Annotated in this window: 17 protein-coding genes; 5 read left to right on the forward strand and 12 right to left on the reverse strand. The window is 58.8% G+C overall.

Annotated elements, in window-relative coordinates:
* Positions 1-198 precede the first annotated feature (198 nt).
* A complete protein-coding gene (gene pepD / locus ACUTSC_RS10855; RefSeq protein WP_197766888.1) occupies positions 199-1,659 on the forward strand; it encodes a beta-Ala-His dipeptidase in 1,461 nt (486 codons plus the stop codon).
* A 42-nt stretch (positions 1,660-1,701) separates the two neighbouring features.
* Here the strand turns inward: pepD and dinB are convergent, their stop codons facing one another.
* The gene (gene dinB / locus ACUTSC_RS10860; protein ID WP_197766889.1) at positions 1,702-2,763 is read right to left on the reverse strand and encodes a DNA polymerase IV; all 1,062 of its coding nucleotides are present in this window, start codon (positions 2,761-2,763) and stop codon (positions 1,702-1,704) included.
* Positions 2,764-2,946: 183 nt separating this feature from the next.
* Between dinB and ACUTSC_RS10865 the strand changes: the two genes are divergently transcribed.
* From ACUTSC_RS10865 to ACUTSC_RS10875, 3 genes are all read left to right on the forward strand, one after another.
* Positions 2,947-3,840 carry a glycerophosphodiester phosphodiesterase family protein gene (locus tag ACUTSC_RS10865; RefSeq protein ID WP_197766890.1) on the forward strand — a complete coding sequence of 298 codons (894 nt, stop codon included), beginning with the start codon at positions 2,947-2,949 and terminating at the stop codon, positions 3,838-3,840.
* Between the two features lie 388 nt (positions 3,841-4,228).
* Positions 4,229-4,747, forward strand: coding sequence for a type VI secretion system amidase effector protein Tae4 (locus tag ACUTSC_RS10870; RefSeq protein WP_443003640.1), 519 nt, complete (start codon positions 4,229-4,231; stop codon positions 4,745-4,747).
* Entirely contained in the window at positions 4,744-4,953 is a 210-nt protein-coding gene (locus ACUTSC_RS10875; RefSeq protein ID WP_443003639.1) for a hypothetical protein, read from the forward strand. Before ACUTSC_RS10870 ends, ACUTSC_RS10875 begins: the two co-directional genes overlap by 4 nt.
* A 148-nt stretch (positions 4,954-5,101) precedes the next feature.
* Here ACUTSC_RS10875 and ACUTSC_RS10880 read toward each other — a convergent pair whose 3' ends face one another.
* From ACUTSC_RS10880 to ACUTSC_RS10920, 9 genes are all read right to left on the reverse strand, one after another.
* The gene (locus tag ACUTSC_RS10880; RefSeq protein ID WP_443003638.1) at positions 5,102-5,521 is read right to left on the reverse strand and encodes a putative T6SS immunity periplasmic lipoprotein; all 420 of its coding nucleotides are present in this window, start codon (positions 5,519-5,521) and stop codon (positions 5,102-5,104) included.
* A gap of 175 nt (positions 5,522-5,696) precedes the next feature.
* Positions 5,697-5,924: a (Na+)-NQR maturation NqrM gene (nqrM, locus tag ACUTSC_RS10885; RefSeq protein WP_004930244.1), complete on the reverse strand. Its 228-nt coding sequence runs from the start codon at positions 5,922-5,924 to the stop codon at positions 5,697-5,699.
* A 7-nt stretch (positions 5,925-5,931) separates the two neighbouring features.
* Positions 5,932-6,963, reverse strand: a complete 1,032-nt coding sequence (locus ACUTSC_RS10890) for an FAD:protein FMN transferase (RefSeq protein ID WP_038871326.1) — start codon at positions 6,961-6,963, stop codon at positions 5,932-5,934.
* The gene (gene nqrF / locus ACUTSC_RS10895) at positions 6,964-8,187 is read right to left on the reverse strand and encodes an NADH:ubiquinone reductase (Na(+)-transporting) subunit F (protein ID WP_033649928.1); all 1,224 of its coding nucleotides are present in this window, start codon (positions 8,185-8,187) and stop codon (positions 6,964-6,966) included.
* A 15-nt stretch (positions 8,188-8,202) separates the two neighbouring features.
* Positions 8,203-8,799: an NADH:ubiquinone reductase (Na(+)-transporting) subunit E gene (nqrE, locus tag ACUTSC_RS10900; RefSeq protein ID WP_004930235.1), complete on the reverse strand. Its 597-nt coding sequence runs from the start codon at positions 8,797-8,799 to the stop codon at positions 8,203-8,205.
* Between the two features lie 6 nt (positions 8,800-8,805).
* Complete coding sequence (locus tag ACUTSC_RS10905) at positions 8,806-9,435, reverse strand: NADH:ubiquinone reductase (Na(+)-transporting) subunit D (protein WP_004930232.1); 630 nt, start codon at positions 9,433-9,435, stop codon at positions 8,806-8,808.
* Positions 9,428-10,222, reverse strand: coding sequence for a Na(+)-translocating NADH-quinone reductase subunit C (locus ACUTSC_RS10910; RefSeq protein ID WP_063990832.1), 795 nt, complete (start codon positions 10,220-10,222; stop codon positions 9,428-9,430). The genes ACUTSC_RS10905 and ACUTSC_RS10910 overlap by 8 nt, the downstream gene beginning before the upstream one ends.
* Positions 10,212-11,453, reverse strand: coding sequence for an NADH:ubiquinone reductase (Na(+)-transporting) subunit B (locus tag ACUTSC_RS10915; protein WP_197766894.1), 1,242 nt, complete (start codon positions 11,451-11,453; stop codon positions 10,212-10,214). The genes ACUTSC_RS10910 and ACUTSC_RS10915 overlap by 11 nt, the downstream gene beginning before the upstream one ends.
* A gap of 3 nt (positions 11,454-11,456) precedes the next feature.
* Positions 11,457-12,806 (reverse strand): Na(+)-translocating NADH-quinone reductase subunit A, encoded by a 1,350-nt coding sequence (locus ACUTSC_RS10920; protein ID WP_197766895.1) that lies wholly within the window; start codon positions 12,804-12,806, stop codon positions 11,457-11,459.
* A gap of 554 nt (positions 12,807-13,360) precedes the next feature.
* On the opposite strand from ACUTSC_RS10920, the gene dpaA reads away from it, so the two are divergent.
* The gene (gene dpaA / locus ACUTSC_RS10925) at positions 13,361-14,131 is read left to right on the forward strand and encodes a peptidoglycan meso-diaminopimelic acid protein amidase (RefSeq protein WP_197766896.1); all 771 of its coding nucleotides are present in this window, start codon (positions 13,361-13,363) and stop codon (positions 14,129-14,131) included.
* Here dpaA and ACUTSC_RS10930 read toward each other — a convergent pair.
* Positions 14,066-14,869 carry a class II glutamine amidotransferase gene (locus ACUTSC_RS10930; protein WP_197766897.1) on the reverse strand — a complete coding sequence of 268 codons (804 nt, stop codon included), beginning with the start codon at positions 14,867-14,869 and terminating at the stop codon, positions 14,066-14,068. The genes dpaA and ACUTSC_RS10930 overlap by 66 nt on opposite strands.
* Before the next feature lie 99 nt (positions 14,870-14,968).
* On the reverse strand, positions 14,969-15,550 hold the full coding sequence (lpcA, locus tag ACUTSC_RS10935; RefSeq protein WP_004930220.1) for a D-sedoheptulose 7-phosphate isomerase: 582 nt from the start codon (positions 15,548-15,550) through the stop codon (positions 14,969-14,971).
* Between the last annotated feature and the right edge of the window lie 193 nt (positions 15,551-15,743).

Consider the following 15,743-nt stretch of genomic DNA (forward strand, 5'->3'; position numbering starts at 1 on the left):
GGTGATTGATGCTGAAAAAGCGAACGTTCCCGCAGCGAAGCCGTGTGATCAAGCGCTTAAACCGCACAATACGGTGCGCGCACCGCCGGAAATAAAGTGATATTCTCTGGTGATCGTGCCACGACGCACAGATACCCGCTCACCTCAACCGCGCGGCACGCCCGTCCTGTCGGAGCCTGCCGTCACAGGAGACTTATAGTGTCTGAATTGTCTCAGCTTTCGCCACAGCCGCTGTGGGATATTTTCGCCAAGATCTGTTCTATCCCGCACCCTTCTTATCATGAAGAAGCGCTGGCGCAGCACATCCTCACCTGGGCCAAAGAAAAGAACCTGCACGCCGAGCGCGATCGGGTCGGCAATATCCTGCTGCGCAAGCCGGCCACCAAAGGCATGGAAAACCGCAAGCCGGTCGCGCTGCAGGCGCATTTGGACATGGTGCCGCAAAAGAATAACGATACCGTGCACGACTTTGCCAAGGATCCGATCCAGCCTTATATCGCCGGCGAGTGGGTGAAAGCGCGCGGCACCACGCTGGGCGCCGACAACGGCATCGGCATGGCCTCCGCCCTGGCGGTGCTGGCCGACGACAGCGTTGAGCACGGCCCGCTGGAAGTGCTGCTGACCATGACCGAAGAGGCCGGCATGGACGGCGCCTTCGGGCTGCAGCCGAACTGGCTGCAGGCGGACATCCTGATCAATACCGATTCCGAAGAAGAAGGCGAAATCTACATGGGTTGCGCCGGCGGTATCGATTTCATCACCACCCTGCCGCTGCAGCGCGAAGCGGTACCGGCCGGTTACCAAACCCTGAAGCTGACGCTCAAGGGCCTGAAAGGCGGCCACTCCGGCGCCGAGATCCACGTCGGGCTGGGCAACGCCAACAAGCTGCTGGCGCGCTTCCTGTTCGCCCATGCGGCGGCGCTGAACCTGCGCGTGCTGGATCTGAACGGCGGCACCCTGCGCAACGCCATCCCGCGTGAAGCCTCCGCGGTGGTTGCGGTGCCGACGGACAAGGCCGACGCGCTGAAAGCCCTGAGCCAGGAGTTCCTGGCGGTGCTGCAGAACGAACTCTCCGCCAAAGAGAAGAACATCACCGTGCTGCTGGAGCCGACCACCAGCGCTTCGCAGGCGCTGAGCGCCGACAGCCAGCAGCGTTTCCTGGCGCTGCTGAACGGCACGCCGAACGGCGTGATCCGCATGAGCGACGCGGTAAAAGGCGTGGTGGAAACCTCGCTGAACGTCGGGGTGGTCACCACCAGCGAAAACGAAGCGGAAATCATCTGCCTGATCCGCTCCCTGATCGACAGCGGCAAAGATTACGTGGTCGAGATGCTAACCGCGCTGGGCCAGCTGGCCGGCGCCAAGGTGGCGCCGAAGGGCGGCTACCCAGGCTGGCAGCCGGACGCCGACTCGCCGGTGATGCACCTGGTGCGCGAGCTGTATCAGGAGCTGTTCGACAAGACGCCGAACATCATGGTGATCCACGCCGGTCTGGAATGCGGTCTGTTCAAAAAGCCGTATCCAGACATGGACATGGTCTCGATCGGGCCAACCATCACCGGCCCGCACTCGCCGGATGAGCAGGTGCATATCGAAAGCGTCGGTCTGTACTGGAAGTTGCTGACTTCGCTGTTGAAAGCGATCCCTGAGCGCGCGTAAGCTGCGCGCTTAACGCAAAAAGCCGGCGATTTGCCGGCTTTTTTATTCCCAGGGCAGCGCCAGCTGCCGCTCCAGCTGCGGATCGAGCAGCGTCACATGCAGCCCCACCAGCCGCACGCCGCGCCCTTCGCGCCGCTCGCGCCACGCCTGCCGCGCCACCTCCAGCAAATCCTGCCGGTTCAGCACCGGGAACACGTGCTCCTGGGTGGTTTGCTGAAAATCCTGAAACTTCAGCTTCACGCCCTGCCGGGCGATCTGCAGATCCGGCTTCACCTTGCGCAGCCGCATCTCCAGCTCGGGATAGAGTTTGTCGATAATCAGCGTTTCGCAGTCTTCCCAGTCGTGAATATCCTCCGCCAGCGTGCGCTCCACCCCCACCGATTTGCGCAGCCGCTCAGGAGAGATTTCGCGCCGATCGATGCCTTGACAGCGCTCCCACAGCACCCGGCCGAACTTGCCGAAGCGCTTGAGCAGCTGCGCCAAATCGTATTGCTGCACGTCGGCGCAGGTGATAAGCCCCACTTCCTCCAGCCGCTTGGCGGTCACCTTGCCGACGCCGGGGATCTTGCTGAGCGGCAGCTGTTGCAAAAACGCCGGCACCTGCGCCGGCGTGATCACGTATTGCCCGTTCGGCTTGTTTATCTCGGAGGCGATTTTGGCGAGAAACTTGATCGGCGCAACGCCGGCCGAGGCGGTGAGGTTCAGTTCGTCGGCGATCGCCTGGCGGATCTCCTGGGCGATCAGCGTTGCCGAGCCATTGCATTGCGGGCTGTCGGTCACGTCGAGGTAGGCTTCATCGAGCGACAGCGGCTCGATCAGCGGAGTATAGCGGGCGAAGATTTCGCGGATATGCAGCGAGGCCTCTTTGTAGGCCGCCATGCGCCCCGGCAACAGGGTGAGGTGCGGGCACAGCTTGAGCGCCATTGCCGTGGACATGGCGCTGTGTACGCCGTAGCGCCGCGCCGGGTAGTTGGCGGTGCTGATCACCCCGCGGCGATCGGCGCTGCCGCCAATCGCCAGCGGGATATCGCGCAGGCTGGGATCGTCGCGCATTTCCACCGCCGCGAAGAAGCAGTCCATATCGACATGAATGATTTTACGCATCGCACCCTCCAGTAATACTGTATAAGTATACAGTCAGATACCGAAAGCTCAAGGCCGCAGGATTCGACGAAAGCACCGTTTCCGCCAGATATTTCCGCGTTGTTAAAAAAGCTTAATTTTTCAATAGTATGATTTCCGCCATCCCGTGCGGCTCACCACAACGATAACGACAAGGTACCCTACATGATCAGATTTTCTTATTTGCTGCTGGCTTCCGCGCTGTCGCTGAGCGCGCTGGCGGCCAGCGCTGCCGGTCACGCGCCGGCGATCGTCGCCCACCGCGGCGGCACCGCCGATGCGCCGGAGAACACCCGCATCGCCATCGAAACCGCGCTGAAAAACGGCGCCGACGCCATCTGGATCACCCTGCAAGCATCCAAAGACGGCGTCATCGTGCTGTATCGCCCCTCGGATCTGAAAGCGTTGACCAACCGGCAGGGCCCGGTCTCTGCCTACACCGCCGCGCAACTGGCCGAGACCGACGCCGGCTGGGCCTTCGCCAGAGGGGATACGCACCCGTTCCGCGGCCAGGGCATCGGCATTCCGCGGCTGGACGACGTGCTTAAAGCGTTTCCGCACGTCACCTTCTATCTGGACATCAAATCCCCGGACGCCGATCCGGCGCAGTTTGGCCAGACGCTGCTGGCGACGCTGGAGAGCACCGACAGCCTGAACCGCATCCGCGTCTACTCCACCGACGCCAAATACCTGCAGGCGCTGCCGCCGGCCATCCCGCGCTTCGAAAACCGCGACGAAACCCGCACGCTGCTGGCCAATATCACCATGGCGCACCAGTGCGACGTCAAACCGGACAACCGCCAGCCGCGCTGGTACGGGCTGGAGCTGAAACGCGAGGTGGAAGTGGTGGAGAAATATACCCTCGGCGAAGGGCGTTCGAAGGCGTTTCTGACCTGGGATAAAGAGTCGATGGACTGCTTCCGCTCTCAGGGCCCGGCGCATATCATCCTGTTCGGCGTCAACTCGCCGCAGGAGTATCAGCAGGCGCTGGCGCTGGGCGCCGACGGCGTGATGGTCAACTCACCGGCCGAGGCGAAAAGCTTCCGCAAGGCGAAATAACAATAGAACACCGGAGAAAATCTGAGGAAATGGGGATACTCACGCTCCCCAATGAAGGGAATTTCTCCGGGATTTCACGATCAATCAATATTAATATTTTATTTATTATCAATTAAATATATTAAAAATAAAACGTATAGCCACATAATATTCGGTGCATAAATATCCTCTTCTCATAATGCGATCAACGTCTATTTTTCAAACAAAACATCACCATTAGTGACGACAATACTCTAGGCTCTGGCCATCTTTGGAAACACGCCAACGATCTGTCTTTCTTAAACTTTTCTAAATAGCACCTCCACTCATCTAAATAGCTCTACGGGTATCAACATATGCTATGGCATCGGAGGGCTAGAGAATAATGGAATGATTTAAAAGGAATTATATGTCGATAACTTTTAACAAACTTTGGGAACAACATCCTCAAATCAATGGGGATGAGTATCCATGCCGCACTGTCCATGGCGATAAAGCCTTTGATGATCAGTGTGCTATACGCATCGGTGCAGCTTTGGTTCATTGTGGGTATGATGTCAGTAAATTGTCAGGCGTGAACTTTTGTTGGTTACACAAGAAAAGTGAGGGCCATATTTTGCGTGCTGAAGAACTGGCAAATGCTTTAGCACGAACACCGATACCGGGGCTAGGATGCATGGTAAAAGTCACATCCAACCAGTTTGAGCGGGTGCTGAAAGGCAAAACCGGCATTATCTTTTTTAAAGATTACTGGCAGCGAGGGAATGAAAACTTTCGCAATCGCTCGGGAGATCATATAGATCTGTGGAATGGTTCTCGTTTAACCACACTATCGAGCTATTTTCGTATTCAATGGGGGCTTTCTTGGGATGGACGTTTTAGCGATTTCTTTAAATCAAAAGAAGTCTGGTTCTGGCAGGTGATATGAAACGGATAGCAGCAATTATTGCCGGTGCGATCATAGGTATCGGCCTCATGCTCCTGGCTTTTCCCTTTCTCTCAGACTGGATTATTGGCCACATTGAGGGCGAGGATCAGATGTCGGCTAACTTCGAGTTGCTGACGATTGGCCTGGTGTTGTGCTGTTTCGTGGGAGGTTCACTCGGCAATCTGGCCTATTCCAAAAGCAAATAACCCCTCATAAATGAATGCGGTAACATATTTTTGAACGCAGGTGCCTTACATCGATACGAAAAGCTTCCGCAAGGCGAAATAAATCATCGGCCAAAGGCATAAGGCGGTTCGACAAACCCACCTTATGCCCCCCGGCTTTCAACATCCGTTAGTGAGCAGGAACCACCTGGATGGTGCCATTTTCATTGCGTATGCTAAACCCTGCCCCAAATAACCGGGCGGCAGGCTCAATATCTTTACTTCGTTTATCCCGCGACAGCAGCGTTATCGAAACCCCGTAAGACCTCCCGCCCTCGAATTTATAGTTATCGTCGGGAATGCACGTAGCCGCGATGACCGCAGGCATCTCGTTATCCGCGAAGTTCTTGCCGAAGATAGCGTTGGCGTTGCCGATTTCTTCGATAATGACGCCGGCCAACCGCTCGTCCCCTTCCGGTTGAACCCGCACGCAAACGTGGTTATCAACCACAGTGACGCTGGCCGCGTAGTTCTTTGGCCTCGGATCGTTCATGTGCATACAGCCGGCGAGCAGCAAAGTCAGCATTCCAGCCAAAATAATGCAGTTCATCCTGTTACCTCTGCTTAAAAAACTGAGAAAGCGCATATTCGTATTTTCTGGCGATCGTTTTATCCGTTACACCCTGAAAATTCACGCCATTGTTAATCGCACCCAGCCAGACTTTCATACGCCTTTCGGCAAGGCCCAAATAAAAAACCCGGCCTAGGCCGGGTTTTCGCTACAGCTACAGAATGCGGTGTTTGTCCAACTGCTCGCGCCGCTGCGCCGCTTTGGCTTCGCGCTTTTTACGCGCATCGCAAGGTTCCGGGCAGTCGCAGACTTTCTCCATCCCCAATGCGGTGATGCCGCCGCAGCTGCCCTGCAGGCTTTTGCGTTTGAACACATAACCCAGCGACATCCCGCCGACGATCAGCAGGAACAACACGAAGGTGGCGGCGAATACCGTCAGCATAGCAACCTCACGAACTCTTTTTCAGGTAGGGTTTGAACGCGTCCGAATAACGCTCCTCAAACCCGTCGGCGGTTTTCACGATCATGAACACCGGGATACCGAGCAGATTGGCCAGCGCCAGGCCGCGCTCCGGCCCCATCACGTTCAGGCCGGTGGACAGGCCGTCAGCGGTCATACAGGTCGGGCTCAGTACGGTGATCGACACCAGGCGGTGGTTGATCGGCCGGCCGGTGATAGGATCGATGGTGTGCGAATAGCGCACCCCGTCCTGCTCGAAGTAGTTGCGATAGTCACCCGAGGTGGCGATCGACATCTCCCCTGGCTGGATCACCAACTGCGCCTGCTGCTGCGCACCGGCGGTCGGGCGCTCGATGGCGATGCGCCACGGCTTTTGCTCGCCGTTGCGCCCGCGGGTGCGGACTTCACCGCCAATATCCACCATGTAGTTTTGCACGTGTTGCGATTGCAGGTACTCCGCCACCACATCCACGCCGTATCCTTTGGCGATCGACGACAGGTCGACATACAGCTCGGGGATGCTTTTCACCAGCGCGCTGCCCTGTACCGCCAGTTTATCGGCACCGGTCCAGGCGCGGCGGTGCGCCAGCTCCGCCTCGCTCGGCACTTTATCCGGCCGCCCTTCCGGGCCGAAGCCCCACAGGTTGACCAGCGGCCCGACGGTCACGTCCAGCGCGCCATCGGTCACGCGGTTGATGCGCAGCGCTTCGCGCACCACCTCGGCGGTCGCCGGCGAAACCGGGAACGGCCGGTCAATGTCGCGGCTGGCGTTGAAGCGGCTCAGCTCGGAGTCCGGCCGGTAGGTGGACATCTGGTCGTTCACCTGCTCCAGCCGTTTATCGATCTCCGCCTGCATCTCGCGCGCCGACGGCGTATCGTCGCCGGTCACGTAACGGATCGAATACGAGGTGCCCATGGTTTTACCCGTCAGGTCCACCTGTTCCGGCCCGCAGCCGGTCAGCAACAGGGTGGCGCTCAGCGCCACGCCCGTCAGCCAGTTCTTCATCGCCAATGCGCGCATTTAGCCACCAAAGTCATCCAGCATGATGTTTTCGTCTTCGACGCCCAGATCTTTCAGCATCTTGATCACCGCAGCGTTCATCATCGGCGGCCCGCACATGTAAAACTCGCAGTCCTCCGGCGCCGGGTGATTCCTCAGGTAGTTCTCCAGCAGAACATTATGGATAAAGCCGGTGTAGCCGGTCCAGTTATCTTCCGGCTGCGGATCCGACAGCGCCACGTGCCAGGTGAAGTTGTCGTTCTCCGCCTGCAGCTGGTTGAAGTCGTCTTCATAGAACATCTCGCGCAGCGAACGCGCGCCGTACCAGAAGGTGATCTTGCGCTTCGAGTTCAGGCGCTTGAGCTGATCGAAGATGTGCGAACGCATCGGCGCCATGCCCGCGCCGCCGCCGATGAAGATCATTTCGGCGTCGGTGTCCTTGGCGAAGAACTCGCCGAATGGCCCGGAGATCGTCACCTTGTCACCCGCCTTCAGCGACCAGATATAGGAAGACATGATGCCCGGCGGCACGTCCGGGTTGTTTGGCGGCGGCGTGGCGATACGCACGTTGAGCATGATGATGCCCTTCTCTTCCGGGTAGTTGGCCATCGAGTAGGCGCGCACCGTGGTGTCGTTCACCGTCGAGCGGTAGCGGAACAGGTTGAACTTGTCCCAGTCGCCGCGATACTCCTGCGGCACGTCGAAGTCGGCGTAGCTGATGTCGTGCGCCGGGGCTTCGATCTGGATGAAACCGCCCGCGCGGAACGGTACGTCTTCGCCATCGGGGATCTTCAGCTTCAGCTCTTTGATAAAGGTGGCTTTGTTATCGTTGGAGATAACCTCGCACTCCCATTTCTTCACGCCGAAGATCTCTTCCGGCAGCTCGATCTTCAGGTTCTGCTTCACGTTCACCTGGCACGCCAGGCGGCAACCCTCTTTCGCTTCGCGCTTGTTGATGTGCGAGAGCTCGGTCGGCAGGATATCGCCGCCGCCCTCTTTGATCACCACCCGGCACTGGCCGCAGGAACCGCCGCCGCCGCAGGCCGAGGAGACGAAAATCCCCTGGCTGGAGAGCACGTTGAGCAGCTTGTCGCCCGCCGGCGCATGGAAGCTCTTATCCAGATCGCCGTTGATCTCCACCGCGATGTCGCCGGTGTTCACCAGCTTCGATTTGGCGAACAGGATCAGCAATACCAGCACCATCACGATGGTGGTGAACATGGCTACGCCTAAAATAATTTCCATAAATTCTTCCCGCCTTTACAACTGAACACCGGAGAAGGACATGAAGCCCAGCGCCATCAGTCCGGTGGTGATAAAGGTAATGCCCAGGCCGCGCAGCCCTGCTGGCACGTTGGCATACTTGAGTTTCTCGCGGATCCCCGCCATGGCGACGATCGCCAGCATCCAGCCGGTGCCGGAACCAAAGCCGTACACCACCGATTCGGCGAAGTTGTAGTCGCGCTGCACCATGAAGGACACGCCGCCGAAGATGGCGCAGTTCACGGTGATGAGCGGCAGGAAGATGCCGAGCGCGTTATACAGCGACGGGAAGAAACGATCGAGGATCATCTCCAAAATCTGCACCAGCGCCGCGATCACGCCGATGAAGGTGATGAAGTTGAGGAAGCTCAGATCGACGCCTTCCACCAGCGCGCCGTCGCGCAGGATCAGGTTGTAGACCAGGTTGTTCACCGGCACCGAAATGCCGAGCACGATGGTCACCGCGATGCCCAGGCCAAAGGCGGTCGAGACCTTCTTCGACACCGCCAGGAAGGTACACATCCCGAGGAAGAACGCCAGCGCCATGTTCTCGACGAACACCGCACGCACAAACAAGCTGATATAGTGTTCCATCGGCCTTTACTCCTTTTCGATCTGCGCCGGCTTCAGGGTGCGCAGCACCCAGATCAGCAGGCCGATGATGAAGAACGCGCTCGGCGCCAGCAGGAACAGGCCGTTCGGCTGGTACCAGCCGCCGTTCTGCACCGTTTCCAGCACCGGGACGCCGAACAGCTTGCCGGAGCCAATCAGCTCGCGCAGGAAACCGACCAGCACCAGGATCACCCCGTAGCCCAGCCCGTTGCCGATGCCGTCCATAAAGCTCTCGATCGGCGGCGACTTCATGGCGTAAGCCTCGGCGCGCCCCATCACGATACAGTTGGTGATGATCAGGCCGACGAACACCGACAGCTGCTTGGAGATCTCGAACGCGTAGGCGCGCAACAGCTGATCGACCACGATCACCAGCGAGGCGATGATCGCCATCTGCACGATGATGCGCACGCTGTTGGGAATATGGTGACGGATCAGCGAGATGAAGAAGCTGGAGAACGCCGTGACCAGCGTCACCGCAATGGTCATCACCACCGCCGTCTCCAGCTTGGTGGTCACCGCCAACGCAGAACAGACCCCCAGCACCTGCAGGGCGATCGGGTTATTGTCGAACAGCGGCCCCAGCAGGACCCGCTTTATCTCTTTGGAATCAGCCATTTTTCAGCGCTCCTTCACGAACTTTTTTCAGGAACGGGCCGAAGCCGTGCTCGCCCAACCAGAAATCAAACGTATGCTGCACGCCGTTGGAGGTCAGCGTGGCGCCGGACAGGCCGTCCACCCCGTGCACATCCCCCTGACGCGCGCCGCCTTTCACCACGCGGATCGCCGGCTGGCCGTTGTCGTCGAACAGCTGTTTGCCGACCCACTGCTGGCGCCAGGATGGGTTCTCGACCTCACCGCCCAGCCCCGGGGTTTCCCCCTGGTCGTAGTAGGTGATGCCCTTGACCGTGTTGCCGTCGTTATCCAGCGCCACGAAGGCGTACATCATCGACCACAGGCCGGTGCCGTATACCGGCAGCACAATCTTGTTCACCTGGCCGCTTTCATCGCGCACCAGGTAGATTTCCGCCTGATTGCTGCGGCGCTTGATGCCGGCCGGATCGTCGCCCGCCGCCAGCGCCACGCTTTTGGCGTCGTCGCGCAGCGCGGCGCCCAGATCGAACGCCGCCGCCTTGCCGGCGACAAACTCGCCGCTGTTGAGATCCACCAGGCGCGGTTCGATACGCTCGCTGTACAGATGCTTGACCTGCTCACTCTCCATTTTCGGCTGCAACAGGCCGGCTACGTCGAGAATATTGCGCTGCTTGTCGAGCAGCTTTTGCTCCTGCTGTTTGGACTTCAGGCCGACGGCGGAGCCCGCCACCACCACTGAACACACCAGACACAGCAGCAGCACTACCAGCAGCGTTTTACCGATACCGTCGTTTTTTGCTTCATTCGCCACGGGCTTTTCTCCGCTTGATGTTGGCCTGCACCACCAGATAATCGAACAGCGGTGCGAACAGGTTGGCGAACAGGATCGCCAGCATCATGCCTTCCGGATAGGCGGGGTTGACCACCCGGATCAGCACGCACATCACGCCGATCAGAATGCCGTACCACCATTTCCCCTTGTTGGTGAAGGAGGCGGAAACCGGGTCGGTCGCCATAAAGATCATGCCGAAGGCGAAACCGCCCAGCACCAGATGCCAGTACCACGGCATGGCGAACATCGGGTTGGTATCGGAACCAATGGCGTTGAACAACAGGGCGGAAGCCACCATGCCGAGCATTACGCCGGCGACGATGCGCCAGGAGGCCACGCGGCCGAACAGGATAATCGCCCCGCCGATCAGGATCATCAGCGTGGAGACTTCACCGATGGAACCGGGAATGTTGCCGAGGAAGGCGTCCATCCAGCTGATGGACTGGCCGGTGGCCACGTTGCTCAGGCTGTGCGCCCCGCCTGCGCTCCACTGCGCCAGCGGCGTCGCGCCGGAGAAACCGTCCGCAGAGGTCCACACCAGATCGCCGGAGATCTGCGCCGGATAGGCGAAGAACAGGAAGGCGCGGCCGGCCAGCGCCGGGTTGAGGAAGTTGCGCCCGGTGCCGCCGAAGATCTCTTTGGCCACCACCACGCCGAAGGTGATGCCCAGCGCGGCCTGCCACAGCGGCAGGGTCGGCGGCACGATCAGCGCGAACAGGATAGAGGTGACGAAGAAGCCTTCGTTGACCTCATGCTTGCGGATAATGGCGAACAGTACTTCCCAGAAGCCGCCGACGACGAACACCACGGCGTAGATCGGCAGGAAGTAACAGGCGCCCAGCACCATCTTGCTGACCCAGCCGGCGTCGGCCGCCAGCGAGGCGCCGAGCCACTGCGCCAGGCGATAATGCCAGTCGCCCGCCAGCACCTGTTGCAGCTCGTCGCCGCTGTAAAGATGGTGCAGCGCCGGGATCGCCTGCTGGCCGACGTTGTACATACCCCAGAACATCGTCGGGAACACCGCCAGCCACACCAGGATCATCATGCGTTTCAAATCGATGGCGTCGCGCACGTGCGAAGCGCCGCGCGTCACCGTGCCGGGGGTATAAAACACCGTGGTGGTCGCTTCATACAGCGGGTACCACTTTTCCAGTTTGCCGCCCGGCGTGAAGTGATGCTCTATCTTCTCAAAATAATTCTTCAGGCCCATCGGTCATCCTTCCTGCTCAATCTTGGTCAGCACCTCGCGCAGCACCGGCGCGTACTCATACTTGCCGGGGCAAACGAAGGTGCACAGCGCCAGATCTTCCTCATCCAGCTCCAGACAACCCAGCGCCTGCGCGCTGTCGCTGTCGCCCGCCAGCAAATCGCGCAGCAGCAGCGTCGGCAAAATATCCAGCGGCATCACCCGCTCGTAGTTGCCGATCGGTACCATGGCGCGCTCGCCGCCGTGAGTGGTGGTCGAGAAGGCGAACAGTTTGTTCTTCAGGAAGTGGCCCAGCGTGGTGCGGGTAATGGAGAACTTGTTTGGCGAAGGCACGATCCAACCGAACAGCTCTTTGTCGCGCCCTTCTTCCAGCACCGACACCTGCGAGTGGAAACGGCCGAGCCAGGCGTTCGGGCCGGCGGCGTGCATGCCGTTCAGCACCGAACCGGAGATCACCCGGTTCTCGCCGTCTTTCAGGCGGCCGGCGGTCAGCTCCTCGAGGCTGGCCCCCAGGCGGGTGCGCAGCAGCGCCGGCTGCGCCACCTGCGGCCCGGCCAGCGCCACGACCCGGCGGGTATCGAGCTTACCGGTGGTGAACAGCGTGCCGATGGCGATGACGTCCTGGTAGCCGATGTGCCAAACGGTTTTCTTCAGGCTGACCGGTTCCAGGAAGTGAATGTGCGTACCCACCAGCCCGGCGGGGTGCGGGCCGGCAAATTCGCTGTAGGCGATCTGCGGGCTGCTCTGCTGGCCAACGGAAGCACCGGCGGCGTGGCATACGTGCACCTTGCCCGCAGTCAGGCGCGCCAACACCAGCAGCCCGGCGTTGAACGCCGCCTGCTGTTCGGCGATGATCACCTGCGGATCGGCGGCCAACGGCTGGGTATCCATCGCGGTGACGAAAATGGCGCGCGCTTCGCTGCCGGGGCTCGGCGTTTTGCTGAACGGACGGGTGCGCAGCGCGGTCCACAGGCCGCTGGCGATCAGTTCACTCTCGACCTGTTCGCGCGGCAGCTGGGCCAACTCACCCAGCGGGTAATGCGCAAACTCGAGCTGGTCGTCGCCGCCGTTTTCCAGCGCAATCACCACCGATTGCAATACGCGCCGTTCGCCGCGGTTAATCGCGGCGATGCGGCCGCTGGCGGGAGCCGTGAAGAAAACCCCGGGGTTTTTCTTATCTTCGAACAACGCCTGGCCTTTCTTAACGGTATCGCCTTCCTGCACCAGCATGGAGGGACGCATTCCGACATACTCTTCCCCAAGCAGGGCAACATGCTGAATGTTCGGGCCGTCTTGGATCGCCTGAACCGGAGCCCCGGCTATCGGCAGATCTAACCCTTTTCTGATCTTAATCATAGGATTTATACGATGTAGTTTGGTTTACACGTCTGCCCGGCCCCAGAGGCGGGTGCTGACGATGCCAGGATTGCCGGGCAGTGTGCATGGCGGCACGCCCAATATGAACTTTCTCGCAGTGAAAAATCGGGGTAACGCGCATTCCCTTGATTCCCCTTTTCCGTTGTTTGCTCGACAGTCGATGTGTTAACGGCCTGTAGCCAAATAACCATCAAAACGGCCGGGTTATATGCCATAACCCCTGCCGCTTCAATCGCCACAGCGCGTTAAATTGAAGAGTGAATATTAACATTGTTCGCAACATTGTTCTGCGTTCCGTCGTGACTTGGGTCAAGCAAACGCAATTAAATTTCGCGTGTTTTTCACTACTTATCGTTAAAATCTGCCGGTCATTTCACTTTTATCGAGCTTTGTCGTTTTTTTATACATATCACGTATTGCTAAAAATAAACGCGCTGGTAATCTGGCGGTGTTTTGCAGCAGTAAAAACAATAATCAGTGGCAAGCTGGCCAACCTCAATTGCGCCGGCAGATAAATATAAGCAGGAATAATAATGAGCAAAATCGCGCTGTTGTTTGCGATGCTTGTTTCTATGCCGATGATCACGGCCTGCAGCGCCAGCGAGCAGGTACCCGAAGCGCCGGTAGTTAAACAGCAATTATTGGGTTCGCCGGTCTATATTCAGATCTTCAAAGAGGAACGCAAGCTGGAATTGTATGCCAAAATGGGCAATGAATTCCGCCTGGTCAACACGTTCCCGATCTGTAATTTCTCCGGTGGACTGGGCCCTAAACGTCGTGAAGGCGATTTTAAAAGTCCGGAAGGCTTTTATAGCGTTGACGCACGCCATCTGAAACCCGACAGCAAGTATTATCGGGCGATCAATATCGGTTTCCCTAATGATTACGACAAGTCGCAGGGCTATTCCGGCGCTTATCTGATGATCCACGGCGAATGTAAATCGATCGGCTGCTACGCGATGACCAACACCTATATGGATGAGATCTATCGCTACGTCGAAGCCGCCTTCTCCTATGGCCAAAGCCGCGTCGACATCAGCATCTACCCGTTCCGCATGACCGAGCAAAACCTCAAGCGCCATGCGTCGTCCAGCTATATCGCCTTCTGGCGCCAGCTGAAGCCGGGCTACGATTACTTCGCGAAGAACCACCAGCCGCCGACAATGGGCGTGGTTAATGGCCAGTACGTCTTGGGTCAACCGTTGATGAGCAGCGGCGGCATGATGACGCAGTATGCGTCAGCCAGCCCGACGCCCAACACCAATCCCTTCGCTCAGAACAAGCCGCTCACCGAAGTAAAATAACGCGAACTCGCCTGGCTCAATCTTGTGCCAGGTTTCGTTGGCGGTCAGCGGTTGGGTGGCGATCACCGTGACCACATCGTTCGGTGTGGTCTGCTGCTGAAAATCGATTTCCACATCCTGATCGAGCAGCGTCGCCTTGCCGAACGGCGCGCGGCGCGTGATCCAATACAGGTTGGTGGAGCAATAGGCCATCACGAAGCGCCCGTCCGACAACAGCATGTTGAACACCCCTTTCTTGCGCAGCTGGCTCGCCAACAGGCCGATGTAGCGGAAGACCGCCGGCCACTGGCTCGGGGTGCGCGGGTATTTCAGCGCCAGCTGATGCAGCAGCCAGCAGAACGCGTATTCGCTGTCGGTCTGGCCGACCGGGCGGAACGTGCCGGTATCCAGCTGACGATAGCCTTTCAATTGGCCGTTGTGCGCGTAGGTCCAGTTGCGGCCCCACAGTTCGCGGGTGAACGGGTGGGTGTTTTCCAGCGCCACTTCGCCGCGGTTGGCCTGGCGAATATGGGACACCACCGCACAGGACTTGATCGGGTAATCCTGCACCAGGCGGGCGATCGGCGAGTTGAAGCTCGGCTGCGGATCCTTGAATGTGCGGCAGCCGTTCCCTTCATAGAAGGTAATGCCCCAGCCATCCTTATGCGGCCCGGTGCGGCCGCCGCGCTGTACCAGGCCGGTAAAGCTGAAGCAGATATCGGTCGGTACGTTTGCGCTCATCCCGAGCAGTTCACACATCGCCAGCACTCCTTAACCACACTGACACAGGCTGTGCGGGCGCAGTATGCGGCACCCGCGGTCTTATTCTTGGGGGGAGCCGCAGCTCCCCGCAGGCTATCAAGCCTTAACCATCTCTTTTTCGATCAGCTGAATCAAGATGTGAATCGCTTTGATGTGGATTTCCTGAATGCGGTCAGCGTAACCGAAGTGCGGCACGCGAATTTCCACATCGGCGGAACCCGCCATCTTGCCGCCGTCCTTGCCGGTCAGGGTGATCACTTTCATCCCCTTGGCGCGCGCCGCGTCGATGGCCTTGATGATGTTGCCGGAGTTGCCGGAGGTGGAAATGCCCAGCAGCACGTCGCCTTCGCGGCCTACCGCTTCCACATAGCGAGAGAATACGTACTCATAGCCGAAGTCGTTGCTGACGCAGGACAGGTGGCTCACGTCCGAAATGGCAATCGCCGGGTAGCCCGGGCGGTTTTCACGGTAGCGGCCGGTCAGCTCTTCGGCGAAGTGCATCGCGTCGCAATGGGAACCGCCGTTGCCGCAGGAAATCACTTTACCGCCGGCTTTGAAGGAATCCGCCAGCAGCACCGCCGCACGTTGGATGGCGTCGATGTTGGCGTCGTCATTGATAAATTTCGCCAGGGTATCAGCCGCTTCGTTCAGTTCACTGCGAATAAGGTCGTGGTACATGAGGAACCTCTTGTTATCGTCAAATCTTCCGCTTCGCAGTGTACCGGATCGCGGAAACAGCGAGAAGCATTCTCAGCCAAACAGCGCGCCGGTTAAGGAAGCGGAGAGGTTTTTGATGATTGGTGCTGTCAGTTTGTGACCTGAGTTGTAATTAAACTGTAAACGCATTGATAAAAATTCTGCCTTGTACTAA

Source organism: Serratia sp. TSA_105.2, assembly GCF_052692115.1.